Genomic DNA, 22,666 nt, shown 5'->3' with positions numbered 1-22,666 from the left:
TTTATTGTTAGCGTGAGCGGCGTTGTTGATATATCGGTCGCTCACGATAACTATTGGTTATATCTTCAAAATACGCCTTGGCGAGGTGTTTATAAAACAGCACTCGTGAAATTGATTGTTTACTCGCTTGGCATTTATTCATGCTATATTTGCTTTTTTAGGTGAATAAAGACGGATTGCTATTATGCAACATCAAAAAGCAGTTTACTTGCAAGAGATGGGGATCACTCGTTGGCAAGTACGTAAGCCCGAATTGTTTGCCTGTGAAGCAGGCAAAAAAAATGTCGATTTAAGCCGTTATGCACTGCTGATCTTAATAGAAGAGGCTGAGTTTGCGCATCCATTAATGGGGAATATATTAAAAGCATTTCAATTTTCCCCCGAGCAAGTTTATCATTGTTCAATGGCTGAATTTGAAGCCCAACAGGGTGTCTTACCCGAATATATTTGGTCAACCTTGGGTAAAATTAACCAGCCCTATGGGCATAAAGTGTTAAATTCTGTACCGGTGTCTCAGTTAGCCAATAATCCACACCATAAAAAATCCCTATGGAAGCAATTTTGTGCCTTTAAAAAATAATCAAAACAGTGAGCTGGATATTCTCCCGATGGGGTTGGCTGACATTGAAGCAGTGCATCTCATTGAATGCCGTTGTCATAGTCACCCTTGGTCAAAAAATCTATTTTTAAGTAATTTTGGTAAACGTTATTTTAATCATCTCTTATTAGAAAATGGTCAGGTGGTCGGTTTTTTTGTCGCCAGTTCCGTTGCTGGCGAAGTCACCTTAATGAATATTGCCATTTCACCTACAAATCAAGGTCGTGGTCTAGGGAGGAAGTTATTACAATTCTTGCTCGATCATGCAAGGCAAAAAGATGAGCAAGAAATTTGGTTAGAGGTACGCGAATCGAACCTCAATGCACTATCGCTGTATAGTCAAGCTGGATTTGTCGAGGTTGATCGACGTAAAGACTATTATCCCTGCGAAAATGGCCGTGAAGATGCACTTATTATGTGTTGTTACCTATAGCGATAAGATGGAATATTAATATGTTATCTAAAAATCAGTTAAAACTTATACAAGCGCTTGAGTTAAAAAAACAACGCAAAAAACATGGTTTGTTCTTAGTACAAGGGGAGAAAAATGTTGCCGAATTAATGGCCTCTGATTTCACAATAGAGTCTATTTTTGCAACCGCTAGCTACATTAATAAAAATAGTGCATTACTCGCAGAAAAAGGTCTACTAAATATTATCTTTGCAGCGACTGAAAATGAGCTAAGTAAGGCTGGTACACTGATATCCAATAATAGTGTTGTTGCCGTTGCCGAATGTAAAACCCACGAAGTCCCAATTATTGGTAAGCATGAATTGATTTTAGTCCTTGACCAAGTTGGTGATCCTGGCAACCTTGGCACGATAATACGGGTTGCGGATTGGTATGGCATTAAACGCATTGTATGTAGTCCCGAGTGTGCTGATTTTTATAACCCAAAAGTGATTGCAGCGACGATGGGATCCTTTGCGCGAGTTCAGGTTAGTCATACCCCATTGTCAGCATACTTAAGTCAGCAAAATCGGCCTATTTATGGTGCCTTTTTAGAGGGGGAGAATATTCATCAAGCTCAACTGGCTGATAGTGCTTTTATTGTCATGGGCAGCGAGTCACATGGTATTTCCGATGAGGTCGGAGAGTTTATTAGTGATAAAATCACTATCCCGAACTTTGGCATGGCGGAATCATTAAATGTTGCTATGGCAACGGGGATTATTTTAGACAATTTTAAGCGTTCTTAGCTGTTAATAGGGTTTTACAACGGGTACATAGATATTGACCCCCTTTTAATACTTTATTATGGCGGCGTATGCTGAGTTGATGGCTGCTGCATTGACATTGATAAGTAAATTGTTGACCAACCACATCGCTTATATCTAATGAGTGAGTCGTGTGAGGTGGGCAGTGGAATACATCACGCATCACCTTTTGCCACTCTTTACCGTGCGGACGAACCTTACCGTAGCATTGATAAACAATTAGATGAGCGACTTCGTGGGCGACGACCTGTTGTAAAAAGGTTTCTTTATTTTGTTGATAAAGGATCGCGTTGAATTTAATTAAATTACGCTGTAGATGTGCCGTTGCTGCGCTCTTTCCTCGTTGATTAAAGAGGTAACTTGGGCGCTGAAAAGAGCGATTAAAAAAGCACTCAGCTAAAATGAAACATGTTTCACCTTTAACTTGCAGTGCTTTTTTATCTTCGTTACTGACCATAAAAGAGTTGGTTATCTCTCTTAAAATGCGGCAGCTTTCAGATCTTCAACTTTATTCAGTGCTTCCCAAGGAAACTCATTTCGACCAAAGTGACCATAGGCTGCCGTCGCTTGGTAAATTGGCTGGATAAGATCTAACATTTCGATTAACCCGTATGGGCGTAAATCAAAATGTTCACGGATAAGTTGAATGATCAGCTCTTTCTTCACTTTTTCTGTGCCGAAAGTCTCAACACTAATTGAGGTCGGCTCTGCAACACCAATAGCATAGGAAACTTGTATTTCACAACGATCCGCAAGACCAGCCGCAACGATATTCTTGGCAACATAACGTGCAGCATAAGCAGCACTACGGTCAACCTTAGAAGGATCTTTACCAGAGAATGCACCGCCGCCATGTCGCGCAGTACCACCGTAAGTATCAACGATAATTTTACGTCCAGTTAAACCACAGTCGCCAACAGGGCCACCAATAACAAAACGACCCGTTGGGTTTATGAAGTATTTAGTCTGCTCTGTTAATAGATCTGCTGGTAATACAGGTTTGATGATCTCTTCCATTACCGCTTCAATCAAATCAGATTGCTTAATACCTTCAGAGTGCTGTGTGGATAATACGACGGCATCGATACCAACAATTTTGCCATTATCATAGGCAAAGGTTACTTGGCTTTTTGCGTCAGGACGCAGCCATGGCAATGTTTGATTTTTGCGAACTTCTGCTTGGCGTTTCACTAAACGGTGAGCATAAGTGATAGGGGCTGGCATATAGACTTCTGTTTCATTGGTTGCATAACCAAACATAAGTCCCTGATCGCCGGCTCCTTGCTCATGTGGATCACTACGATCAACACCTTGATTAATATCAGGCGACTGTTTACCCACTACGTTAAGGACTGCACAAGAATCGGCATCAAATCCCATTTCAGAGCTGGTGTAACCAATATCACGTACCGTGTTACGAGTGATCTCTTCAATATCAACCCATGCATCGGTAGTGATTTCACCACCCACCATCACCATACCTGTTTTGACATAGGTTTCACAGGCAACACGTGCTTTTTTATCTTGTTTTAAAATGGCATCAAGTACCGCATCGGAAATTTGATCGGCGATTTTATCTGGATGACCTTCAGAAACGGATTCTGAAGTGAATAAGTCACGTGACATATGGACTCCTAAAATGAGATGAGTGTAATTATTTTAGATGTTTTTACATCTAGACGTCTATAATACATTTTTCTGTGATGAAAAACACCCTTTTATTTAACTTCACGAATAGGATGAAGCGCTTGGTTATTTTACGCCGACACTTTTTCTTGTTGACTTTGCATCTTGAAGTATCATGGGTATATACTAGCGCCTCATTTTTCTATTTCGGCTGTATTCATTTTAGCTCTTGAGTTCTATATATGACTTTTTTTATCCGCCTAAAAGCATTTTTACTTTCATTTGTTTCATTTATCAATAACTTACCAAAAAAACATTTTTTTGCTTTAATTATATTGTTTGTTTTTTTATTGGTCATTTCTTTTATGCCGATGCAAAGGGTTAAAGACAAAAGTATTAAAAGACAATTGAAATTGCCATCTATTAGTCAAAATGTTGCCGAGCCTAGCTCAACAAAATTACAAACCAAGGCAAGTTTAGAGCCCGCTGAAGGAGTGGCTGCGGAATATGTTGATACACTGCCAAATCCGCTCGGTTATAGAGAAGTACAAATTGAAATAGAAAAGGGCGATACACTTAGTGCGATATTTGAAAAAGAGGGGTTGTCAGCGGCATTACTACAAGAACTCCTTGAGGTCGATAGACAGTATTTACGTTTAGATAACTTATTACCTGGTCAGCAAATTTACTTACTAATTTCGCCTGATAATAAATTAATGGCTTTGAAGGTCATTATTGATCTGGCTAATACATTGACCTTTACACTTAAGGATAATGAGTATGTTGCCCTGTTAGAAACGAAACAAGGTGAGTGGCAAAATAGTTCATATGAAGGGTCAATAACAGGTAGTTTTTATAATAATGCAATAGATGCAGGGCTGACCTCAGGGCAGATTCAACAGATATCAGATGCACTACAGGACCGGATTGATTTTCGCCGTCAGCTGCAAGCAGGAGATACCTTTAATGTGTTGGTATCTAAGCAGTATATCGATGGTCAGTATAGCTTAGATAGTGAAGTGCTAGCGGTTATCATCAACACCCGTCGACAAACCTATACGGCATTCCTTAATGAAGATGGGCGTTATTACGATCAACAGGGACGCGGTTTGAATAAAGCTTATAAACGTGTACCACTTAAGCAAAAATATCGTATTAGCTCCAACTTTAATCCAAAACGTTTACACCCTGTAACGAAAAAAGTCAGACCCCATAATGGTACCGATTTTGCCGTGCCAACTGGTACAAAAGTCTACTCAATTGGCGATGGCGTTGTCGAGCGAGTGGGGTATCATGCTGCTGCTGGTAACTATGTGGTGATAAAACTTGGACGTAAATACACCACGCGCTTTTTACATTTAAGTAAAATATATGTGCATAAAGGGCAGCATGTTAAAATGGGAGAGTTAGTTGCTAAAAGTGGTAATACAGGCCGTTCAACCGGACCTCATTTGCATTACGAATTCCATGTCTACAACAGACCCGTTGATGCTATGCGTGTCGATTTACCGTTATCTCAAGAGGTACCTAAAAAACAGATGAAGGTATTTGAGCAACGAAGAGACCTATTTTTAAAAGAGTTGGGTTTAGCATCCATTTAATTGCACGAGTTGCTTAAGTCGTACTATTATTTTATATAGCAATCATTAATTTCAGGGTAGATCATTATGTTATTAGAAAGTGATGCTTACAAGGCATGTGTTGGTTATTTTGCTGACAACCTAGATATTTTTGAAGGTCAAATTAATTCAGAGGAAGGTGATATCATCGCAGATATCGTCTCAGATCAAGTCGTTGATATGTTGTTATGCTTTTGCCAACAGCAACCGCACTTGAGTAATGAAACGCGCCTCACTGTGGTTGCAGAAGGCGATAAGTTGGTTGATGACCTAGAACAAATATTAGGACAACGTTGGAATAAGCCAGCCAACAGAACGCAGATTGATTTTATCAAAGAGTATTTTTTATTGATAAAAAATAGTTTAGATTCGCAGGTAATGGATTTGCCTTAGGTAGCAGGTCGGTTATTATTGAACGGAAGAGCAAAAACCAATGTAGAAAAGATTGGTTTTTGCTTATATGAACAACAGCTAGGCAAGCGTGTGGTGTAAATGTACCACTTCAAGTAGTTGGTCTTCACGCTCAAAACGGCTCTCCATAACTTGGCCTAATTCCGACAAATCTTGGTCAAAGTCGAGTAAGTTTTTATCACCCTTTGCTTCTGCATATTTATCATTGAAATTTAATGCCGTATCCGTCGTCGTGGTGATGCGCGAATAGAGCTCTTGAGCAATTTTTAAATTTTCTTCACCATCTAATTTACATTGCAGAATAATTTGCTCGTAAATTTCAAAATGGCCCTTCGATGCATAGTCGAGTAACATTTGACAAAATTGCGTTATTTTCTCTTGTGTAGGTAAGCTACGAGTCTCTTGCTGATAAGGCGGTAATCCCGCTAGTTCGCAATATAAAACAACTAAGCTTTGGCGCTCTTCAAGCCACTTATCAATAACTGCAAGTGTGCCACCCCATTCTTCTTTTGCTTGTTCTAATTTGGTTAGCATATGACAGCCTTAAATAGATTATGTAATAAGTTTTAACAGCGAAAGTAAACAAAAATTAAGTTAGCGTCAACTTCAATTTGAATATCATGATAATCTTCCTGTATAACTGTGATGTAAGCTGCTACCTGTTAAAATTTAGCAGGCACTAATTGAGTTAAATTCGTCAAGGGGAGGGGAGATGAAACCAGTTAAATCAAAGATAGATTATCAGCAAAATGCATGGTGGTTTATTGTTGCTCATAATGAAATTATTTTACAGCCACAGGGCGATTTTATCCCCTATGGAAATCTTGATGATTTGCCATTTTCAGAACAACTCGTTGCTGATAGAGTCAATATCGGCAGCTATCAGTCTAGTCCATGCTATTTAGTTCATCTTCAGGAAAAATTAGATGTTGGCCTAGGTGAATATTCGAATTTACGCTTCCTGCTTGGGCGAGTTGATGATCTTTTGTTTGATATAGCAGGGAGGGCATTTCAGGTTGCGCATTTTTATAAAACCCACCAATATTGTGGCCATTGTGGTGAAAAGATGAGTGCGATTCATTGGGAAATTGCCATGAAGTGTTATCACTGCGAACACCGTTGTTATCCTCGCGTTTCTCCGTGTATTATTGTTGGCATTCGTAAACAAAAACAGATTTTATTAGCCCTGCATCAACGTCATAAGAATGATAACAACCCTGTTTATACGGTCTTGGCCGGGTTTGTTGAAGCAGGGGAAACACTCGAAACTTGCGTAGAACGTGAAGTTTATGAGGAGTCGGGAATAAAAATTAAAAACATTCAATATGTCACCAGTCAACCTTGGCCTTTTCCCCATTCATTAATGGTTGGATATATAGCAGATTATGCTTCAGGTGACATTAATATTGACCCTAAAGAGCTTTGTAGTGCTGACTGGTACGATATTGATAATTTGCCTGAACTACCTAATACAGGGACGTTAGCAAGAAAATTAATTACAAAGATAATTACGGATATTGATTAGCGTTATCGATTTCTTGATTTTTTGTAAAAAAAGATGTTAAAAGTGTTAACATCTCGAAAATATTAAATCCAATTTTATAATGGAATAAAAGTTGTATGACTGAATTAAAAAATGATCGCTATATTCGTGCGTTATTAAAGCAACCTGTCGATAAAACACCTGTTTGGATGATGCGCCAAGCGGGGAGATATTTGCCTGAATATAAAGCAACACGAGCAGAAGCTGGCGATTTCATGTCGCTATGTCGCAATGCTGATCTTGCCTGTGAAGTGACATTGCAACCATTACGCCGTTTTGAACTCGATGCCGCTATTTTATTTTCAGATATATTAACGATTCCTGATGCGATGGGGCTGGGGCTCTATTTTTCAGAGGGAGAGGGGCCTAAATTCGAACGCCCTATTCGTTGTAAAAAAGATGTCGACCATTTAATCATGCCAGATCCTGAAGGTGAATTGCAGTACGTTATGAACGCGGTGCGCACCATCCGTCGTGAGTTAAAAGGTGAAGTTCCACTGATTGGTTTTTCAGGTAGTCCGTGGACATTAGCGACTTACATGGTGGAAGGGGGAAGCTCTAAGGCATTTACTAAAATTAAAAAAATGGCATTTTCTGAGCCACAAATATTACATACCCTGCTAGATAAATTAGCCGATTCTGTTATCGCCTATTTAAATGGTCAAATAGCGGCTGGCGCACAGTCAGTGATGATTTTTGATACTTGGGGCGGCGTTTTGTCACCGCGAGATTATAAAGATTTTTCACTACAATATATGGCGAAAATCGTTGCGGGCTTGATAAGAAATTATGAAGGCAAAAAAATACCGGTTACCTTGTTTACTAAAAATGGTGGGCAGTGGTTAGAGTCTATCGCAGATACTGGGTGTGATGGTATTGGCCTTGACTGGACTATTGATATGGCTGAAGCTAAAGCAAGAGTTGGTTCTCGTGTTGCGCTACAAGGCAATATGGATCCATCCATGTTATATGCATCCCCACAACGCATCCGTCAAGAAGTTGCTGAAATTTTAAAAGGTTTTGGCAATGGCAGTGGCCACGTATTTAATTTAGGGCATGGTATTCATTTGGATGTTCCACCAGAAAATGCCAAAGTATTTGTCGATGCCGTGCATGAATTGAGTCAGCCTTACCACCTTTAATCTTTTGATAGCCGTTACCATTTGTTTTGGTAACGGCATTGTTACCGCTTAACGTTATCGATTACTCTTTTGTTACAATCTAACCATTGCCATCCCCCTATTTACAGCCTTGCACTCGTTATAAATGCCCATTATAAATTGCTAGGAAAATACCATTTTAAAGCGCAACTTAAGTAGTCAGTATCACGACACAATAAAAAGCGAATTTTTTTCATTATAAACGCTCAAATTGCCATCGTTTTCGGGTAGAATAGCGATCCTAGTCCAAAGAATTTTTTTATAAGTTGAAAAACCAATGCATGGTTTTGCTTATTAATTCATCAACCGAGGAATGAGTAATAAAATGGAAAGTAGCCGACCGATTAAACGAGCGTTATTAAGTGTTTCAGATAAATCTGGCATTGTTGAGTTTGCAAGAGAGTTAGCGGCCAAAGGCGTCGATATTCTCTCTACGGGTGGAACCTGTAAACTACTTGCTGATCATGGCATAAAAGTAACGGAAGTATCTGATTATACTGGTTTTCCTGAGATGATGGACGGGCGTGTTAAAACCCTTCATCCAAAAATTCATGGCGGTATTCTTGCACGTCGTGGTATTGATGAAGCGATCATGTCAGAAAATGACATTATTGCCATTGATATGGTTGTGGTGAATCTTTATCCATTTGCACAAACCGTGGCTCGCCTAGATTGTTCTTTAGAAGATGCAATTGAAAATATTGATATTGGCGGTCCAACGATGGTTCGCGCTGCGGCTAAAAACCATAAAGATGTGGCAATCGTCGTTAATGCAAGTGATTACTCGCGTATTCTTGATGAAATGAATGAAAATGACGGCAGTTTACTTTACAAAACGCGTTTTGATTTAGCGATTGCTGCCTATGAGCATACTGCTCAATATGACGGCATGATTGCTAACTACTTTGGTACTATGGTACCAAGTTACGGCGAAAATAAAGAAGGTGATGAAGAGTCTAAATTCCCACGTACTTTCAACATGCAATTCAACAAAAAACAAGATATGCGTTACGGTGAAAATGGTCATCAAGATGCTGCATTTTATGTTGAGACTAATATCCAAGAAGCATCCGTTGCAACCGCAACACAACTGCAAGGTAAAGCGTTATCTTATAACAACATTGCCGATACTGACGCCGCCCTTGAGTGTGTTAAAGAGTTTGCAGAGCCAGCTTGTGTGATCGTTAAACATGCTAACCCTTGTGGTGTGGCAATCGGTGATAATATCCTAGATGCCTATGAAGGTGCTTATAAGACCGATCCAACTTCTGCCTTCGGTGGCATTATTGCCTTCAACCGTGAATTGGATGCAGATACTGCCGAAGCGATTGTTTCTCGTCAATTTGTGGAAGTGATTATTGCCCCTAAAGTGAGCTCTGAAGCGGCACAAATTGTTGCTGCGAAGAAAAACTTACGTCTACTAGAGTGCGGTGAATGGGCGAGTAAAACCACTGAGTTTGATATTAAACGTGTGAATGGTGGTTTATTGGTACAAGATCGCGATCAAGGTATGGTCGGCCTAGATGATTTGCAAGTGGTGACGAAACGTCAACCAACGGAAGCAGAATTAAAAGATCTACTATTTAGCTGGAAAGTCGCTAAATTTGTTAAATCAAATGCTATCGTTTATGTAAAAAATTGTACCACTATTGGTGTTGGTGCTGGACAAATGAGCCGTGTTTACAGCGCGAAAGTTGCTGGTATCAAAGCTGCCGATGAGAATCTGGTTGTAGAAGGTTCGGTAATGGCATCGGATGCGTTTTCCATTCCGTGATGGTATCGATGCAGCAGCTGAAGCCGGCATCACCTGTGTTATCCAACCAGGTGGCTCGATGCGTGATGATGAAGTTATCGCCGCAGCAGATGAGCATGGTATGGCAATGGTATTCACGGGAATGCGTCACTTCCGCCATTAATTGGTTTTCTCTTAGTCTGTTGTTTCGATCTCAGCGTCAAAAGTGCTCACTTACTAGAGTAAGCTGCGCGCTTTTTCCTTGACCTCGAAGCAACCGCCGTTGAGAAATTCCAATTAATACCAATCGGATTAAGTATGTGATCTAAATTTTGCGCAGGAAAATGGCTTAATTTGAGGCGTAAGTTGACGCAAATGGTTGTTCCCTTTGCGAAACTTACAACATAAAAGTAAGTTATTTTAACCAGTAAAATAGATCAGATATTTATTCCTATTGGTATAATATCTATTTATTGAAGGATTTGTTAAGAATGAATGTATTAATTATTGGTAGTGGTGGTCGTGAGCATGCATTAGCGTGGAAAGCGGCGCAAAATAAACAAGTTAACCATATTTTTGTTGCACCGGGTAATGCGGGCAGCGCTTTAGAAGATAAAGTGACGAATGTTAATATCGGCGTTGAAGATATTGATGCGTTAGTTGCCTTTGCTCAAGAAAACCATGTTGAATTAACCATTGTTGGCCCAGAAGCCCCATTAGTGATTGGGGTTGTTGATGCATTTCGTGCGGCTAACCTTGCTTGTTTTGGTCCAACTAAAGGGGCTGCGCAATTAGAAGGGTCGAAAGCTTTCACTAAAGACTTTTTAGCGCGTCATAATATCCCAACGGCTTGGTATCAAAACTTCACAGAAATAGAGCCAGCGCTTGCCTATGTGCGTGAAAAAGGTGCGCCGATTGTTATTAAAGCAGATGGCCTTGCCGCTGGTAAAGGCGTTATTGTGGCAATGACGTTACAAGAAGCTGAAGATGCCATTCAAGATATGCTTGCTGGTAATGCCTTTGGTGAAGCGGGACATCGTGTTGTTGTCGAAGAATTTTTAGATGGTGAAGAAGCTTCATTTATCGTTATGGTCGATGGTGAGAACGTTGTGCCGATGGCAACGAGTCAAGATCACAAACGTGTAGGTGATGGTGACACAGGGCCAAATACGGGCGGAATGGGCGCTTATTCTCCAGCTCCCGTTGTAACCCCTGAAATGCATAAGCGTGTGATGGACTTGGTCATTAACCCAACGGTTAAAGGGATGGCTGCTGAAGGCAATACTTATACTGGGTTCTTGTATGCGGGTCTTATGATCATGGCCGATGGCACACCTAAAGTGATTGAGTATAACTGCCGTTTTGGTGATCCAGAAACGCAACCTATCATGTTACGTATGAAGTCAGATATCGTGACCCTCTGTTTAGCGGGTGTTAACGGTGAATTAGACGGTATGGTCGCAGAGTTCGATGAGCGCGCTGCAATTGGCGTGGTATTAGCCGCAGGTGGTTACCCTGGTGATTACAGTAAAGGTCAGGTTATTTCTGGTTTACCAACGCAAGAGAGCGAAGGTCTGAAGGTCTTCCATGCTGGCACTAGTGAAAAAGATGGGCAAGTTGTGACTAATGGTGGACGTGTACTTTGTGCGACAGCTTTAGGTAACACTGTGACCGAAGCGCAGGAAAAAGCCTATCAGCTTGCTAAGCAAATTAGTTGGGATGGCATGTTCTATCGTAATGATATTGCCTACCGCGCTATTGCCCGCGAGCAAGATAAATAGGTTATATTCTATTTAATAATGTTGCTTTTTTATAATCCGATGTGGCATTGACTATATCGGATTTTTTTTGTCTGAAATATTAATTCATATTTAGTTGGCCGGGAAAGTTGAACTGTTAATACCAATCGGAATAAATAGCTGATCTATTTTACTGGTTAAAATAACTTACTTTTATGTTGTAAGTTTCGCAAAGGGAACAACCTATTTTCGTCAACTTACGCCTCAAATTAAGCCATTTTCCTGCGCAAAATTTAGATCACATACTAATCCGATTGGTATAATTTCCACTCAATTAACAACTTTAATATTTGTATATCCCAAACTTTTATCTCTATTCAAATTCACCATTGCCCATGTTGCGCATTTTTTCACTGTTGATATAAAAATAGCCGAGAGAGCGCATTTTTTGCTTTTTATAATAGACAAAAATTGAGTTATTAATTTATCATGTCGCCAAGCTCAAATGGAATTAGTGATAAAAATGCGTTTAAAAACAAAAGTAAATGGTTTTACCTTAGTTGAATTGGTTGTCGTGATTGTTATCATTGGTATTCTTGCTGCCGTTGCGCTACCTAAAATGGTCAATCTCTCTTCTGAATCACGTATACAAGTGCTCAAGCAAATTAAAGAGAGTGTTAAAACTGCCAATAATTTCATGCTTATAAAATCGCAAATGCCCAGCTACGCTAGCCAACCCGTTCCGAATCGAGATGATCTTATCGATGTTGATACCACGGGGGATGGTAATTTTGATACCCGTTTAAAATGGTTTTACTTAGACAATACCGATATCGAAAAACGAGTCTACCTCTCCGATGATTTTGAAATTCAGTACCAAGGTATAACAACAACTTTTATCGGTTACGATGCTAATGGTAATGGGCAGGTTAATGATGATGGATGTTACTTTGAATATACACAGGCAAGTTCCGCAACGAATCCACCTACCTACGCAATAACGGATAGTGGTTGTTAATTAGGGAAGGCTAATATTGTACCTTTCTGAATTCATGCCGATAACCTAATGGTGTTTTTAACATGACCTCTTTAAATTGGCGATGAAAAAAAGCCATATTGTTATAACCACAGCGATGTGCAATTTCTTCAATACAATTATCATCTTCAATTAATAATACACAGGCCTGACTAATTCGATACTCATTTAAAAAACGGGTAAAGGGTTTATTAAAGGTTTTTTTAAAGTATTTAGAGAAAGAAACTGCGGTTAAATTAGTTAATACAGACATATCCTCGGCTGTTATTCTCTGTTGATAATTTTCTGCAATATATTCAAGAATGGTTTCGATCCGTTTAGGGACAGCCTTATTTTTATACTCGACCACACTGTCACTCAGCGGTTTATAATGGCTTTCCGCCAAACAGTTTAGTAAATCTAAAAATTGAATCAGGCGAGCAAAGGCTGGTAATTTCTGCAAACCTATCAATTTACTGGTCAGTTCAGCGATATTCGATGAATCAAAAATAATCCCAGTATGGCTGTTATCGAGCATCTTTTTAATTGCGTTAAACTCCTGACGTGTTAACCATCCCTCTCCGAGCAAGTTATTATCCCACTGCACAAAGAGTGACGTCGCGCTGGCATTTGAATTTACATTGCTGTTCCAGCAATGAGGGAGGTTGGGGCTTAACAATACTAATTCACCCGGTACAAAGTGGCGAATTGCGTTGCCAGCATAGGCCATGCCAGACCCTTCAATAATGTATGTTAACTCCCACTGAGAATGATAATGCCAAGGCGCGTCAAAGCTTTTTTGTTGATACTTTTCAACATGAAATGAGTGGGCTTTGTTTAGCGGTATATACTCTAAAACTGGCTCCATAAGCCCATTCTCCCTATCCTTAAGTAAACTAAAGCATCATCACAGCGAGTGATTTTTATTGATGTGAATAATTTAATAATACGCATTAACAAGATGCGCCTATCAAATTTTTATTTTATCTAAAATGTGACGGCGATTAAGTGTCAAAGTAAATTAGCACAACAATGCAAAAATAGCACACAAATCGGATAATTTGCTATTTAGCTTTGTTGCACTTTTATCGTTATTTTAAGCACTAAAGAGAATACCAAGTTCAATTTAGGAGAAAGGCATGAGTTACGATGTCCTCGTTTCAGGCTTAAATGTTATCGATATATTAGTCACATTACCCGCACAATATGAAGCGGGTAAAAAACAACAAGTCGACAAGATTGTTATTCAAGGTGGTGCTCCAGCGGGTAATGGTGCCTGTGGAATGGCTGCACTAGGTTTAAAAACTGGCTTTTTAGGTTTTTTAGGTGATAACGCACAAAGCGATATTGCTAAAAGTGAATTTAAACGCTGCAATGTTGATACTAGCTTAATGCTTCACGATAGCCGAGCCGTCCCCGCTACTGCTTTGGTTGAAGTCGACAAGCAGGGGGAGCGAACCGTATTTTACTCGACCACGGGGTACCGCGCATTATCTGAACAAGATATTGATCCAACTTGGTTAGCGCAAAGTAAATTGTTATTTGTGGATGGTTACGATATTGAAGGCAATATTGCGTTGCTTAAACAAGCAAAAGCACAAAATATCCCCTCCGTTGTTGATATGGAAGCTGGTGATATTGAACAGCTTAATATCATGCTGAAATTAGGTTCTCATGTGATTTTGCCACTTGAGTGCGCGCAATTTATGAGCGCTAAAACAGATATCCAAGATTGTATTAATACACTCAGGGCCACTACAGATGCGCAGCTAGTGATCACCGATGGTGCTAATGGTAGTTGGGCCACAGAGGGTGATTCGGTTATCAGTCAAAGCGCGTTTAAAGTCGAAGTTGTTGATACCACTGGGTGTGGTGATGCCTATCACGCAGCTTATGCTTATGCATTAATGAAAGATTACGAACTCTCGGCTCGCATGCAATTTGCTTCTGCCTTTGCTGCGATTGTTGCAACTCACTTTGGCGGCCGTACCGCTTTCCCATCTGAACAAGATGTACACAATTTTATTCAACAAGCACAATAGGAATTCCAATATGTCAGTAGATTTCACACAACGCGTTGGTGTACTTGAAGAGGCGATGAAAGCCTTAGTAACGCCCGCTGTACCTCGTAAAGATGTGCCTATCGGTTTTATCGGTATTGGTTTTGAATTACATTTTGATTGGGCAAAAGCCAAAGAGTCTTATGCTCAGGCAATTAATGATGTAAAAAATGTCTTCTCGAGCAGTAATTCAATGCTTGCAGAAGAGGAGCCGATTCAAACTAAAGAAGAGATGCTCACGCTATTAGATGCATATAGAGCGCAGGGGATGAAAGCATTAATCATCTACCAAGCCTCTTATATTCAAGGTGATATGGCGCTTGCCTTAGCAACGTGGTTAGCTGAACATGACATTCCTTTACTGAGTTGGTCACACACCGAAGTAACTGGTGGAAACTTAACGGCAAATCGTTTGTGCGGACAAAACTTCCTGTTAAACATTGTTTCATCAATGGAAGTCAAATACAGCTGGATTTTTGAAGAGCCTGGTGCGCCAAGTCTTGAAGAATCGCTGGGTAGATTTATCAATGCAGTCTCTGCGAAAGCACGCCTTAAGCACGCCAAAATATTAATGGTGGGCGGTATGCGCGTTCCCGGTTTTTATGATTGTGAATTAAATGAGATGTCGATTGCTAAGCACTTTGGTATCGCTGTCGATCGCATTGATATGCAAACTATTTGGTTACATGGTGAGAAAAACTTTAGCGAGGAGCAAGTTAAGCCTCTTATTAAGCAGTTGCTTGTGTCAGATAAATTCAATGAAAATAATGTGTCAGAGAAAGAGCTATTTCTTTCAATTCGCTTAGCTTTGGCCATCGCAGATTACAGTAATCAGGGTAACTACATTGGTATAGCATTGAAAAATTGGCCAGAGCTTTTTGATAACTATGGCATCGCAGGTGATGGCGCGGGTGCTTTGGTACAAGATCTCGGTATTCCTGTTGCCGATGAATCAGATATGGGCGCGCTATTGACGATGGTGGTCTTTAATGAGCTAACCATGAGTAAAGGCTTACCGACCTTGATGGACTTCTCTTTTGTTGATCACGATAAAAATAGTATTGGTATGTGGCACTGTGGTGGTACCTCAACTAAGTTGATGCGAGAAGGCACGACCTTTGATGTGAAAAATCACAGTATTTTAGATAACTACGATCCTGAGCAATCCTACGGAATGTTGTTAGAGTTTCTACAGGAAACGGGGCCAATTACTATTGCCAAATACCAATATCCACACGCATCAACCGTGTTTGCCTTTGAAGGTGAAATTATTGAGTCTCCAATGCGATATCGCGGTTGTTATGGCGAAATTACACCGCAAGATATTTGTTCAAAATCGATTGCCAATTCAGTTATGAATTACGGCATGGATCATCACTGGGCGATGGCTCGTGGTCACCTCATTGAGACCTTACGCGAATTTAATTTCTGGGTAGGGGTAGAAGAGTTAATGCCAACAGAAGCAAAAACTTACGGTCGTAGCATCCCTAAAAAATTAAATTACTAAGATAAGGTTAATATACTATGTCACAATCACTTACAGCTCTACTCAAAAACTACCGTGCGCAACAACGCTGTCTTGCCGGTTTTAATATTAATGATATCTATGATTTACATGCTGTTGCACTGGCTGCGAATGAATTAGATTTACCTTTTATGGCAATGACTTATCCTCCGGTCACGCAATTAAACACTACGCGCTTGTGCCGTAAGATGGTGGATGGTTTTGAGCATATCGCTAACAACAAAATTTACCTACATCTAGATCACAGCACGAGCGTTGATCTCTGTAAGCAAGCGATTGATGATGGTTACGATTCCGTCATGATCGATGGCTCACATCAGAGCCTCAAAGAGAATATCGCTATGACTCGTGCAGTGGTCGACTATGCACGTAGCGCCAATGTCACCGTTGAGGCTGAAATTGGTAAGATCATGGGGCGTGACGTGGTCGTTAAATCAGAAGATGACTACCTTGCCTCTGTTGCCGATGTTGTTTCTCTTTACCAAGAAGCGGGTCCTGACATCATGGCTGTGGGGATCGGTACTGCACATGGTTTCACGACCAGTGCGCCTAAAATTCACTTTAAACGCCTACAAGAGATTGCTAATGCCGTTGCATGTCCATTGGTATTGCATGGTGGTACAGGCATTGCCGATGAAGATATTCAAAAAGCGATCAAAATGGGTATTGCGAAAATTAATATTGGCACGATTGTCCACTCAACTTACATGCGTGAAACACACAAAGAGATCAGTAAAGATATAGCCAATGCTTATCCACCATTGATCATGCAAGAAGTGTTGCCACGCGTGCAAGCCGTTGTACTCGATCGCCTTAAAGCGGTGAATAAACACCTCGTAAAATAGGCGTTAATGAATATAAATCTTATGGCATCTAACAAACAAGAATAGGTGCCGAATATGGAGAATGAAAGCATGTCTATCGTAATTCCAGAAAAAGCAAAAGTGGCTGAATTAATTGCTTTAAAAAAAATTCAATTTGCCGAGTATCAACTGCCTGCAATTGGTGATGATGAAATCTTAATTAAAATTGAAGGTTGTGGTGTGTGCGGTACTGATGTACATGAATACCGTAACGACCCGTTTGGTATTATCCCTATTGTATTAGGCCACGAAGGAACGGGGGAAATTATTGCATTAGGTAAAAATATCAGCAAAGACAGCGTCGGAAAATCTGTCTCACTGGGGTCAAAAATAATTACCAGTATTATTCCTTGTGGTGAGTGTGAACCCTGTAAAACTACACCAGGACGTACCAACTTATGTGAAAGCATGGGGTGCTATGGGTTAATGGGTGAACAGGAAGACAATAAATTTAATGGTTGGTTTGGTGAATATTTAGTACTAAAAGCAGGATCAACATTTTTTAATGTGTCAGAATTTAATGTTAAAGAACGTATTTTAATTGAGCCTGTTGCAGTTGCTGTACACGCCGTTGAGCGAGCCAAAACAACGGGGTTGATTAACTTTGCCGCACCGGTTCTCATTCAAGGGGCTGGCCCGATTGGTTTATCTGTAATCGCAGTATTAAAAACCCTTGGAGTACAAAATATTATTGCCATTGATGGCCAAGAAAAACGGCTAGCTATCGCTAAAGAGCTTGGCGCAAAAGCGGTTATTAATTTTACCGAGTATCCGGAAAGGGCTGATTTAGTCGCTGCCGTACATGCGTTAACCAATGGTCGTGGTGCGACCTTTGCTTTCCAATGTACTGGTGCGCCAGCCGCCGCTTCTACTGCGCTGAAACTAGTCGCACGTGGTGGTGGGTTATGTGAAGTGGGCTTCTTTGTTGATAATGGCGAAGCTGCAATTAATCCGCACCTTGATATTTGCAATAAAGAGATCACACTAGTGGGATCATGGGCATACAGCCCTGAAGATTATCCTAACGCCATTGAGTGTATGAAAGGCATTAAAAGTATCGGTTTACCCATCGAAAAATTAGTGACACATAGCTTTCCATTAGAAGAGCTAAGTGAAGCAATTGAAACAAATATACGTATGGAAGGCATTAAAGTTATTACACTCAATAGTTAATATTAATATAAATGGTTACGTTAGGTGGTGAATTTTGCTCATTGAGATATGTTAATAAATTATTAGTTAGTTTATTGCTGAATTCACCACCTTTTGTTTTTTATACCAATTCCGGTAAGTATGTGATTTAGATTTTCCTACGCGAAATTTAGATCACATACTTACCGGAGTTGGTATTATTTCATGCGCCCTTGGGTAGGCTAAGGGGGGAAAGTAGTTCTGCTTTAAAGGTTTGAGTATCTATAGATATGAAAAAGGTGAAGCAATGACTTCACCTATCAAATTTTTGGCGCTAATAAAATTATTTATTAACAGACTCTTTTAATGCTTTACCCGCTACGAATGCAGGTACGTTTGCCGCTTTGATTTGGATATCTTCACCCGTTTGTGGGTTACGTCCAGTACGTGCTGCACGGTGGCTTACTTTGAATGTACCAAAACCAATTAATTGTACTGGCTCACCGTCTTTAAGGCTATCAGTTACGCTAGCAAGAATTTGCTCTAGTGCTGCTTTAGCTTGCACTTTAGTTAAATCTGCTTTTTCTGCTACAGCAGCAATAAGTTGAGTTTTATTCATATTAGAGTTTCCATTTTTATAGTTAGTTAGAGTAGGTTTTACCTGACAATGGATGAATGTATTGCAACTCATTGTTCGAAGTAAAGAGTTAGCACAGGAAAAACGCGATATATTACTTTTAATTGTCTTTACTGTGTTAAAAATCACAAAATATTTTCTATTTTAGCCTTCTAAGTCAATACCTAGGCTCGTTGTTCCAATATCTAAAACCATTTTTTTTATCGATTTAATTAGCTCAGGTGAACGCTGTTCGTCGAGCATTTTTAGGATATTTAGCTGTAATGCTAGTTGGTTTTTAAAGAGCGGCTCTGCTTCAAGATCGCTCTGTTGAATCTCCTCACCGCTTTGTAATTCGATGAAACTAGCGATCGTTGCGAAGGCTGTTTGGCTGGCATTGAGTGCTTCATCTGTGGATTTAGTTAAAAAGCTATTGAATACGCAGCTGACAATCACACAGTGGTCAAGTGCTGGTGTGACACCATAAAAGTCATAGTCGCTGACATTGGGAATGATCTCTTCAAAATGGTCCTGCTGAATGGCAAAATTGACCTTTGCCCCTTTGACGGTCATTTTTTCCCAAAAAAGTTGATTAATGTTGTTGATGATTTGATGGTTATCACTATTAATCGCGTCACAAAAAAGTTGGAAATGCAATCGAGTTTGCTCTGCAAGCGCCATACAAAAAACAGTTTGTTGCCATGGCGCTAATTTATTTAATTGGTTATTGATGGGTAAATCAAGCATACATTTCCTAGTTACCTTGTTAGATATAGTGAGAGCTTACGATAAGCTAAAATAAACTCCTATTACTTTTTTATCTGCAGGCATAAAAAAAGCGACATAATAGTCGCTTTTGTATATTGAGTAGCTAGAAAAATCAGCCCATGCCATATTTTTTTAGTTTTTTGCGTAGTGTGCCACGGTTAATGCCTAGCATGGTCGCTGCACGTGTTTGGTTTCCACGAGTGTATTGCATGACGATATCTAAAAATGGGGCTTCAACTTCTGATAAAACAAGCTCATATAATTCAGTTGGATCTTGGCCATTCAGCTTCGCCATGTAACCTGAAACAGCTTGACGTACTGAGTCGCGAAGTGGTCGTTGAGTTATTTGCCCTGTTGCAGGAATGCTAGTTGTCGTTGTAAGTGCTTCTGAAGAAATATTTTGTTCAAACATGGGTATAAACTCTTTAATGATTAAATACTAATGGTTTAGATAATTTTCTAATGTGCTTAACTGCTTGCTAGGGCAATCAATCGCATTAAATTTTCGTTTAAAGTAACCTAACTGATCTTGCTCTTTTAAATACCAACCTACGTGCTTCCTAGCAATGCGAGGCCCCATTACTTCACCATAAAACGCATGCAGAGCCTGCACATGGTTCAGTAAAATAGCGCTTATTTCTATTTTATTCAGTGGAACAGCTTGCTCCCCTGTTTTTAAATAGTGGTCAATTTCATTGAATATCCAAGGAGCACCTTGTGCACCTCGTCCAATCATAATGGCATCCGCTCCAGTTGATTCAAGCACAAATTTGGCTTTTTCCACTGAAGTGATATCGCCATTGGCAATCACAGGAATGGTTACATTTTCTTTAATTTTCTTTATGGTGTCGTACTCAGCAAATCCGTTATACAGACATTGTCTTGTACGACCATGCACCGCGAGTGCTTGGATACCTGATTGTTGTGCTATTTGCGCAATTTCCAGACCGTTTCTATTTTCAGGATCCCAGCCAGTGCGAATTTTCAAAGTAACAGGCACGTCAACGGCATCAACGACACACTCTAAAATTGCTTGCACAAGTTCAGGGTGAGGTAGCAAGGCCGAGCCTGCCATCTTCTTATTTACTTTTTTCGCCGGGCAACCCATATTAATATCAACAATCTGGGCGCCTTGTTGTACACATAGGCGTGCAGTAGCAGCCATTGCAGCAGGCTCAGAGCCCGCTATTTGTACAGAGCGAATGCCAGATTCATCATGGTAATCCATTCTTAATTTAGATTTTGTGCTATTCCATACGCGTGGATTAGATGACAGCATCTCCGAAACAGCAAGTCCGGCACCCTGTGAACGGCAAAGTTCACGAAAAGGGCGATCAGTCACCCCAGCCATTGGCGCTAAAATAATATTGCTATCTAATTGATATTGACCAATACGCATATAAAGTAAACAACCTATCTATCTTAAGGCGGCGTAGTGTACGCATTTTTGCCGATAGAATAAAGGTTAATTATTAACCATTTAATAATTATTTTGCTTGCAAAGTAAGCAATTTTAAGTTTGTCGCTATTTTATTTGCATTTTATGCCTGAAAGTCGAGCCCAATCTTCCTTAATCTCAGCTTTGTCCATACTAAACCATTTTCCATAGACATCGATTAACTCATCAGCTTGCTGTTGTAAAATACCTGACAGTGCTAATAGGCCATTATCTTTGACCAATGCTTCGATGTTCGTTGACAGTTCACGTAGTGGTCCGGCAAGAATATTTGCGACTAATACATCTGCTAACAGCCCCTCTGGCATATCGCCGGGTAGGTAAAGTTCTAATTGGTCTGAAACGTTATTACGTTCGGCATTATCACGGCTTGCTGTTATTGCCTGATGGTCAATATCAATACCGATGACTCGTTTCGCGCCCAATTTTAGCGCTGCAATGGCTAGAATTCCGGAGCCACAACCGAAATCAATGACAACTTTATCCTGTAGATTTTGAGCGTCGAGCCATTTTAAACATAATGCCGTGGTGGGGTGAGTCCCCGTGCCAAAGGCAAGGCCAGGATCTAACATCACATTCACAGCACTCGGATCGGGAACGGGTTTCCAGCTTGGGCATATCCATAGACGTTCACCAAATTGCATTGGGTGAAAGTTTTCCATCCATTCGCGTTCCCAATCTTTGTCTTCAAGTTGCTCGATTTTAAGGGCGAAATTTTCATTGAGTAGTGGGCTGTTATTAAGTGCTGCCACGACTAAGGTCATATCGGTATCAGCTTCGTAAAGACCTGTGATATCTGTATCCCCCCAAAGGCGAGTTTCACCGGGAGCGGGTTCAAAAATCGGGGTGTCGTGAGAGTCGGTAAAGGTTGCGGATAGCGCACCATTGTCCATTAACAACTCACCAATCATCTCTGCATTTTCGGACGTTGCATTAAGTTTTAATTGTATCCAAGGCATAGTTTTCTCTCATTTTCAGAATAATTGCGCAAGAATACAGGGGATAGGTCGAATAATATAGAAAAAGAAAGTTGGCAAGGAGGAAAAATGGCCATTTTACTGAATATTGGTTTTTCTCTTTGCCATGAGTTCGGGGGATGACGATTTTACTCTGCTATTTTTTTGCTTGGCAGTATTCAATTGCTGATTCTAGAGCATAGCTGTAACCCTTCGCCCCTAAACCACAAATAACACCTTTTGCGACATCTGATAAGTAGGAGTGATGACGGAATTTTTCACGCGCATGCACATTAGAAAGGTGTACTTCAATAAATGGAATCGCCACGCCTAATAAGGCATCGCGTAGTGCAACGCTGGTGTGAGTAAATGCTGCGGGGTTAATAATAATAAAATCGATACTGTTAATCGACGCATGAATTTTCTCAATGAGCTCATATTCACGATTCGATTGTAGGTGTGTTAATTCAACATTGGCTTGTTTTGCTTGTATCTCGAGATGATTAACAATGTCATCCAGTGTTTGTCGTCCATAGACTTCTGGCTCACGTTGTCCCAATAGATTTAGATTGGGACCGTTCAATACTAATACTTTTATCTTATTTGACATAAATAAGCTCCTAAAACAGT

The 22,666-nt window shown here is 40.2% G+C and carries 24 protein-coding genes and 1 pseudogene; 14 read left to right on the top strand and 11 right to left on the bottom strand.

Going from position 1 to position 22,666, the window contains the following annotated elements:
* Window positions 1–7: 7 nt before the first annotated feature.
* Window positions 8–142 carry a hypothetical protein gene (locus AB2N10_RS11090; RefSeq protein WP_354623653.1) on the bottom strand — a complete coding sequence of 45 codons (135 nt, stop codon included), beginning with the start codon at window positions 140–142 and terminating at the stop codon, window positions 8–10.
* A gap of 42 nt (window positions 143–184) precedes the next feature.
* Between AB2N10_RS11090 and AB2N10_RS11085 the strand changes: the two genes are divergently transcribed.
* From AB2N10_RS11085 to AB2N10_RS11075, 3 genes are read left to right on the top strand one after another with little or no spacing between them, the layout of a single operon-like run.
* Window positions 185–580: a DNA polymerase III subunit psi gene (locus AB2N10_RS11085; RefSeq protein WP_354623651.1), complete on the top strand. Its 396-nt coding sequence runs from the start codon at window positions 185–187 to the stop codon at window positions 578–580.
* On the top strand, window positions 564–1,031 hold the full coding sequence (gene rimI / locus AB2N10_RS11080; protein WP_369433841.1) for a ribosomal protein S18-alanine N-acetyltransferase: 468 nt from the start codon (window positions 564–566) through the stop codon (window positions 1,029–1,031). Before AB2N10_RS11085 ends, rimI begins: the two co-directional genes overlap by 17 nt.
* 20 nt (window positions 1,032–1,051) lie before the next feature.
* Complete coding sequence (locus AB2N10_RS11075; protein ID WP_354623647.1) at window positions 1,052–1,798, top strand: RNA methyltransferase; 747 nt, start codon at window positions 1,052–1,054, stop codon at window positions 1,796–1,798.
* Here the strand turns inward: AB2N10_RS11075 and AB2N10_RS11070 are convergent.
* Together AB2N10_RS11070 and metK are read right to left on the bottom strand one after the other, a co-directional pair.
* Window positions 1,785–2,273 (bottom strand): SprT family zinc-dependent metalloprotease, encoded by a 489-nt coding sequence (locus AB2N10_RS11070; RefSeq protein WP_354623646.1) that lies wholly within the window; start codon window positions 2,271–2,273, stop codon window positions 1,785–1,787. The two genes, AB2N10_RS11075 and AB2N10_RS11070, sit on opposite strands and share 14 nt — an antisense overlap.
* 20 nt (window positions 2,274–2,293) lie before the next feature.
* Window positions 2,294–3,442, bottom strand: a complete 1,149-nt coding sequence (metK, locus tag AB2N10_RS11065) for a methionine adenosyltransferase (protein ID WP_354623645.1) — start codon at window positions 3,440–3,442, stop codon at window positions 2,294–2,296.
* A gap of 242 nt (window positions 3,443–3,684) precedes the next feature.
* Between metK and AB2N10_RS11060 the strand changes: the two genes are divergently transcribed.
* Both AB2N10_RS11060 and AB2N10_RS11055 read left to right on the top strand, forming a co-directional pair.
* Window positions 3,685–5,043 (top strand): peptidoglycan DD-metalloendopeptidase family protein, encoded by a 1,359-nt coding sequence (locus AB2N10_RS11060; protein ID WP_354623644.1) that lies wholly within the window; start codon window positions 3,685–3,687, stop codon window positions 5,041–5,043.
* A gap of 66 nt (window positions 5,044–5,109) precedes the next feature.
* A complete protein-coding gene (locus AB2N10_RS11055) occupies window positions 5,110–5,454 on the top strand; it encodes a DUF3802 family protein (protein ID WP_354623643.1) in 345 nt (114 codons plus the stop codon).
* Window positions 5,455–5,532: 78 nt separating this feature from the next.
* Here AB2N10_RS11055 and rsd read toward each other — a convergent pair whose 3' ends face one another.
* The gene (rsd, locus tag AB2N10_RS11050) at window positions 5,533–6,006 is read right to left on the bottom strand and encodes a sigma D regulator (protein WP_354623642.1); all 474 of its coding nucleotides are present in this window, start codon (window positions 6,004–6,006) and stop codon (window positions 5,533–5,535) included.
* 178 nt (window positions 6,007–6,184) lie between these two features.
* Between rsd and nudC the strand changes: the two genes are divergently transcribed.
* From nudC to AB2N10_RS11025, 5 genes and pseudogenes are all read left to right on the top strand, one after another.
* A complete protein-coding gene (gene nudC / locus AB2N10_RS11045; protein ID WP_354623641.1) occupies window positions 6,185–6,997 on the top strand; it encodes an NAD(+) diphosphatase in 813 nt (270 codons plus the stop codon).
* Window positions 6,998–7,092: 95 nt separating this feature from the next.
* On the top strand, window positions 7,093–8,157 hold the full coding sequence (gene hemE / locus AB2N10_RS11040) for a uroporphyrinogen decarboxylase (protein ID WP_354623640.1): 1,065 nt from the start codon (window positions 7,093–7,095) through the stop codon (window positions 8,155–8,157).
* Window positions 8,158–8,500: 343 nt separating this feature from the next.
* A pseudogene (gene purH, locus AB2N10_RS11035) lies at window positions 8,501–10,091 on the top strand (bifunctional phosphoribosylaminoimidazolecarboxamide formyltransferase/IMP cyclohydrolase).
* Between the two features lie 307 nt (window positions 10,092–10,398).
* Complete coding sequence (purD, locus tag AB2N10_RS11030; protein ID WP_354623639.1) at window positions 10,399–11,688, top strand: phosphoribosylamine--glycine ligase; 1,290 nt, start codon at window positions 10,399–10,401, stop codon at window positions 11,686–11,688.
* Window positions 11,689–12,169: 481 nt separating this feature from the next.
* The gene (locus tag AB2N10_RS11025; RefSeq protein ID WP_354623638.1) at window positions 12,170–12,664 is read left to right on the top strand and encodes a prepilin-type N-terminal cleavage/methylation domain-containing protein; all 495 of its coding nucleotides are present in this window, start codon (window positions 12,170–12,172) and stop codon (window positions 12,662–12,664) included.
* A 10-nt stretch (window positions 12,665–12,674) separates the two neighbouring features.
* On the opposite strand, the gene AB2N10_RS11020 is transcribed toward AB2N10_RS11025, so the two are convergent.
* Window positions 12,675–13,529 carry an AraC family transcriptional regulator gene (locus AB2N10_RS11020; RefSeq protein ID WP_354623637.1) on the bottom strand — a complete coding sequence of 285 codons (855 nt, stop codon included), beginning with the start codon at window positions 13,527–13,529 and terminating at the stop codon, window positions 12,675–12,677.
* Between the two features lie 271 nt (window positions 13,530–13,800).
* Between AB2N10_RS11020 and AB2N10_RS11015 the strand changes: the two genes are divergently transcribed.
* The 4 genes from AB2N10_RS11015 (at window position 13,801) to AB2N10_RS11000 (ending at window position 18,282) form a co-directional block, all read left to right on the top strand.
* Window positions 13,801–14,703: a carbohydrate kinase family protein gene (locus tag AB2N10_RS11015; protein WP_354623636.1), complete on the top strand. Its 903-nt coding sequence runs from the start codon at window positions 13,801–13,803 to the stop codon at window positions 14,701–14,703.
* 10 nt (window positions 14,704–14,713) lie between these two features.
* Entirely contained in the window at window positions 14,714–16,228 is a 1,515-nt protein-coding gene (locus AB2N10_RS11010) for a hypothetical protein (RefSeq protein ID WP_354623635.1), read from the top strand.
* A gap of 17 nt (window positions 16,229–16,245) precedes the next feature.
* Window positions 16,246–17,091, top strand: a complete 846-nt coding sequence (locus AB2N10_RS11005) for a class II fructose-bisphosphate aldolase (RefSeq protein WP_369433840.1) — start codon at window positions 16,246–16,248, stop codon at window positions 17,089–17,091.
* 69 nt (window positions 17,092–17,160) lie between these two features.
* Entirely contained in the window at window positions 17,161–18,282 is a 1,122-nt protein-coding gene (locus AB2N10_RS11000; RefSeq protein WP_354623632.1) for a zinc-binding dehydrogenase, read from the top strand.
* A 301-nt stretch (window positions 18,283–18,583) separates the two neighbouring features.
* Here AB2N10_RS11000 and AB2N10_RS10995 read toward each other — a convergent pair whose 3' ends face one another.
* From AB2N10_RS10995 to aroQ, 6 genes are all read right to left on the bottom strand, one after another.
* On the bottom strand, window positions 18,584–18,859 hold the full coding sequence (locus tag AB2N10_RS10995; protein WP_354623631.1) for an HU family DNA-binding protein: 276 nt from the start codon (window positions 18,857–18,859) through the stop codon (window positions 18,584–18,586).
* A 162-nt stretch (window positions 18,860–19,021) separates the two neighbouring features.
* Window positions 19,022–19,603 (bottom strand): YjaG family protein, encoded by a 582-nt coding sequence (locus AB2N10_RS10990; protein ID WP_354623630.1) that lies wholly within the window; start codon window positions 19,601–19,603, stop codon window positions 19,022–19,024.
* Window positions 19,604–19,736: 133 nt separating this feature from the next.
* Window positions 19,737–20,036 carry a DNA-binding transcriptional regulator Fis gene (gene fis / locus AB2N10_RS10985; RefSeq protein ID WP_354623629.1) on the bottom strand — a complete coding sequence of 100 codons (300 nt, stop codon included), beginning with the start codon at window positions 20,034–20,036 and terminating at the stop codon, window positions 19,737–19,739.
* Window positions 20,037–20,063: 27 nt separating this feature from the next.
* Entirely contained in the window at window positions 20,064–21,023 is a 960-nt protein-coding gene (gene dusB / locus AB2N10_RS10980) for a tRNA dihydrouridine synthase DusB (RefSeq protein ID WP_354623628.1), read from the bottom strand.
* Window positions 21,024–21,154: 131 nt separating this feature from the next.
* The gene (gene prmA / locus AB2N10_RS10975; RefSeq protein WP_369433839.1) at window positions 21,155–22,039 is read right to left on the bottom strand and encodes a 50S ribosomal protein L11 methyltransferase; all 885 of its coding nucleotides are present in this window, start codon (window positions 22,037–22,039) and stop codon (window positions 21,155–21,157) included.
* Window positions 22,040–22,193: 154 nt separating this feature from the next.
* Entirely contained in the window at window positions 22,194–22,646 is a 453-nt protein-coding gene (gene aroQ / locus AB2N10_RS10970; RefSeq protein ID WP_354623627.1) for a type II 3-dehydroquinate dehydratase, read from the bottom strand.
* Between the last annotated feature and the right edge of the window lie 20 nt (window positions 22,647–22,666).

Origin of the sequence: Psychromonas sp. MME1 (assembly GCF_041080865.1) — a bacterium.
GTDB lineage: Bacteria > Pseudomonadota > Gammaproteobacteria > Enterobacterales > Psychromonadaceae > Psychromonas.
Note: the sequence above shows the minus strand (reverse complement) of the source record. Positions and strands in the feature narration are given on the sequence as shown.

Bases quoted from the DNA above. Each gene is read 5' to 3' on its own strand.
- rsd (WP_354623642.1), bottom strand. From the start codon at position 6,006: ATGCTAACCAAATTAGAACAAGCAAAAGAAGAATGGGGTGGCACACTT.
- AB2N10_RS11070 (WP_354623646.1), bottom strand. From the start codon at position 2,273: ATGGTCAGTAACGAAGATAAAAAAGCACTGCAAGTTAAAGGTGAAACA.
- metK (WP_354623645.1), bottom strand. From the start codon at position 3,442: ATGTCACGTGACTTATTCACTTCAGAATCCGTTTCTGAAGGTCATCCA.
- AB2N10_RS11060 (WP_354623644.1), top strand. From the start codon at position 3,685: ATGACTTTTTTTATCCGCCTAAAAGCATTTTTACTTTCATTTGTTTCA.
- AB2N10_RS10990 (WP_354623630.1), bottom strand. From the start codon at position 19,603: ATGCTTGATTTACCCATCAATAACCAATTAAATAAATTAGCGCCATGG.
- hemE (WP_354623640.1), top strand. From the start codon at position 7,093: ATGACTGAATTAAAAAATGATCGCTATATTCGTGCGTTATTAAAGCAA.
- AB2N10_RS10995 (WP_354623631.1), bottom strand. From the start codon at position 18,859: ATGAATAAAACTCAACTTATTGCTGCTGTAGCAGAAAAAGCAGATTTA.
- AB2N10_RS11015 (WP_354623636.1), top strand. From the start codon at position 13,801: ATGAGTTACGATGTCCTCGTTTCAGGCTTAAATGTTATCGATATATTA.
- nudC (WP_354623641.1), top strand. From the start codon at position 6,185: ATGAAACCAGTTAAATCAAAGATAGATTATCAGCAAAATGCATGGTGG.
- AB2N10_RS11005 (WP_369433840.1), top strand. From the start codon at position 16,246: ATGTCACAATCACTTACAGCTCTACTCAAAAACTACCGTGCGCAACAA.
- fis (WP_354623629.1), bottom strand. From the start codon at position 20,036: ATGTTTGAACAAAATATTTCTTCAGAAGCACTTACAACGACAACTAGC.
- prmA (WP_369433839.1), bottom strand. From the start codon at position 22,039: ATGCCTTGGATACAATTAAAACTTAATGCAACGTCCGAAAATGCAGAG.
- aroQ (WP_354623627.1), bottom strand. From the start codon at position 22,646: ATGTCAAATAAGATAAAAGTATTAGTATTGAACGGTCCCAATCTAAAT.
- AB2N10_RS11075 (WP_354623647.1), top strand. From the start codon at position 1,052: ATGTTATCTAAAAATCAGTTAAAACTTATACAAGCGCTTGAGTTAAAA.
- purD (WP_354623639.1), top strand. From the start codon at position 10,399: ATGAATGTATTAATTATTGGTAGTGGTGGTCGTGAGCATGCATTAGCG.
- AB2N10_RS11020 (WP_354623637.1), bottom strand. From the start codon at position 13,529: ATGGAGCCAGTTTTAGAGTATATACCGCTAAACAAAGCCCACTCATTT.
- AB2N10_RS11090 (WP_354623653.1), bottom strand. From the start codon at position 142: ATGAATAAATGCCAAGCGAGTAAACAATCAATTTCACGAGTGCTGTTT.
- AB2N10_RS11085 (WP_354623651.1), top strand. From the start codon at position 185: ATGCAACATCAAAAAGCAGTTTACTTGCAAGAGATGGGGATCACTCGT.
- dusB (WP_354623628.1), bottom strand. From the start codon at position 21,023: ATGCGTATTGGTCAATATCAATTAGATAGCAATATTATTTTAGCGCCA.
- AB2N10_RS11025 (WP_354623638.1), top strand. From the start codon at position 12,170: ATGCGTTTAAAAACAAAAGTAAATGGTTTTACCTTAGTTGAATTGGTT.
- AB2N10_RS11000 (WP_354623632.1), top strand. From the start codon at position 17,161: ATGTCTATCGTAATTCCAGAAAAAGCAAAAGTGGCTGAATTAATTGCT.
- AB2N10_RS11010 (WP_354623635.1), top strand. From the start codon at position 14,714: ATGTCAGTAGATTTCACACAACGCGTTGGTGTACTTGAAGAGGCGATG.
- AB2N10_RS11055 (WP_354623643.1), top strand. From the start codon at position 5,110: ATGTTATTAGAAAGTGATGCTTACAAGGCATGTGTTGGTTATTTTGCT.